2 protein-coding genes are annotated in these 2,001 nt (G+C 76.1%); both read left to right on the forward strand.

Annotated elements, in window-relative coordinates:
- Nucleotides 1-1,123, forward strand: a 1,123-nt coding sequence (locus tag KS423_RS44340; protein ID WP_224285342.1) for a PLP-dependent aminotransferase family protein, incomplete at its 5' end; no start/stop codon positions are given.
- 169 nt (nucleotides 1,124-1,292) lie between these two features.
- The gene (locus KS423_RS44345; protein ID WP_224285343.1) at nucleotides 1,293-1,808 is read left to right on the forward strand and encodes a hypothetical protein; all 516 of its coding nucleotides are present in this window, start codon (nucleotides 1,293-1,295) and stop codon (nucleotides 1,806-1,808) included.
- Nucleotides 1,809-2,001: the final 193 nt, after the last annotated feature.

The following is a 2,001-nucleotide window of genomic DNA, read 5'->3' on the forward strand; positions in this document are numbered from 1 at the left end:
CCCCGGTCCCGGCCACGACCTGCGCCAGGGCCAGCCCGATGCCGCCTCCTTCCCGCGCAGCGCCTGGCTCGCCGCCGCCCGCCGGGCGCTCGTCGCCGCCCCCAACGAGGCCTTCGGGCCCGGCGATCCCCAGGGCCGGCGCGAACTGCGCACCGTCCTCGCCGACTACCTCGCGCGCGCCCGGGGGGTGCGCACCGACCCCGACCGGATCGTGGTCTGCTCCGGCTTCGCCCACGCGCTGCGGTTGCTCTTCGACGGCGCCACGCCCGTCCTGCCGCCCGCCGAGCACGGCCCGCTGGCCGTCGAGGCGTACGGGCTGGGCTTCCACCGCGGGCTGCTGGCCGCCGCGGGCGTCACCACCGTCCCGCTGCCGATCGACGAACGGGGCGCCCGGACCGGCGAGTTGGCGCAGCGCCCGGACGTCCGGACGGCCCTGCTCACCCCCGCCCACCAGTTCCCCACCGGGGGCCCGCTGCATCCGGGCCGCCGCGCCGCCGTGGTCGACTGGGCACGCGGGCGCGGCGGGCTGGTCCTGGAGGACGACTACGACGGGGAGTTCCGCTACGACCGCCAGCCGGTCGGCGCCGTCCAGGGGCTCGATCCCGAACGGGTGGTCTACCTCGGCAGCACCAGCAAGAGCCTGACCCCCGCGCTGCGGCTCGGCTGGATGGTGCTGCCCGACCACCTGGTGGACCGGGCGCTCGCCGCCAAGGGCGAACGCGAGGGCTGGGCCAGCGCCCTGGACCAGCTGACCCTCGCCGAGTTCATCGACTCCGGCGGCTACGACCGGCACGTGCGCCGGATGCGCCGCCGCTACCGGGACCGCCGCGACCAGCTGGTGGCCGCGCTCGCCGCCCGCGCCCCGCACGTCGAGGTGTCCGGCATCGCGGCCGGGCTGCACGCGGTGCTGCGCCTGGAGCCGGGCACCGAGCGCTCGGTGCTCAAGGCCGCCGCGTACCGGGGCCTGGCCGTCGACGGACTCGCCGACTACCGGCACCCGGCGATCGGCGAGGAGGCGATGCCCGCCGTCGACGGCCTGGTGGTCGGCTACGCCACGCCGCCGGACCACGCCTACCCGGCGGCGCTCGACGCGCTCTGCGACATCCTGCCGCCGTGTGCGTGAGGACGGATCCGGGACGCCGGGAGGGCGGCGAAGCATAGGCCCCCGGGCGGGGGCGCGGGGGCGGAACGCGAGCGGCGGGTGCGCGGTGTCCGCTCGCCGCTCCTGCGTCGGTACGGACCGGGGCCGAGGCGCACAACCCCGGCGGAGGCGGCGCCTACGCTCCATGGTCATGCGCAGAACACATCTGAGCCGCGCCGCGCTCGCCGCGTGTCCGGCCCTCGTCGTCGGTCTGCTCCTCTCCGCCGCCCCCGCCGCCCGGGCCGACAGCCGACTGCCCCTGACGGCCGTCTCCGACAAGCAGACGACCGTCCGGGGCGGCGAGTTCACGCTCACGTTGACGCTCACCAACCCGTACGACACCCCGATCCAGTTCGTCTACCAGAGCGTCCAGGAGACCTACGGCACCAGCCTGGAGACCGGTCTCAAGTTCACCGCGACCGCCTGCGGCACCCAGACCAACGGGTGCAGTGACAACGTCCACGGCGGCATCGCCCGCTACGACGTGCCACTCGCCCCCGGTGCCGGCAGCGCCTTCACGGTGACGTACACCATCGCCCCCGATTCGGCCTGCGGCCCCGACACCCGGATCGACTTCTACTCCTACCTGTACTACGAGTACCGGGGCGGCGAGTCCAACAACTCGGGCATCGTCGGCATCCCCGGCACCCAGGTCGCCTGCGCCTGACCCGTCGGCACCGCCGGTGCCGTCGGCGGAGGCCGCAGGCGCGCCGTCCTCCCCGGCGCAGACCCCCACTGCGCACCCCCCGTTCACCCGTCAGGTGCCGGCTTCCCCCGTGCCGGCACCTGACGGGCCGTTCGTGCTTCCGCGGGCGGTCGCCGGAGCTCGGCCGCTGGGCCGCGCGGGTGTCCGCGGCGCC

The organism is Streptomyces sp. LS1784 (genome assembly GCF_020103755.1).
Classification (GTDB): Bacteria; Actinomycetota; Actinomycetes; order Streptomycetales; family Streptomycetaceae; genus Kitasatospora.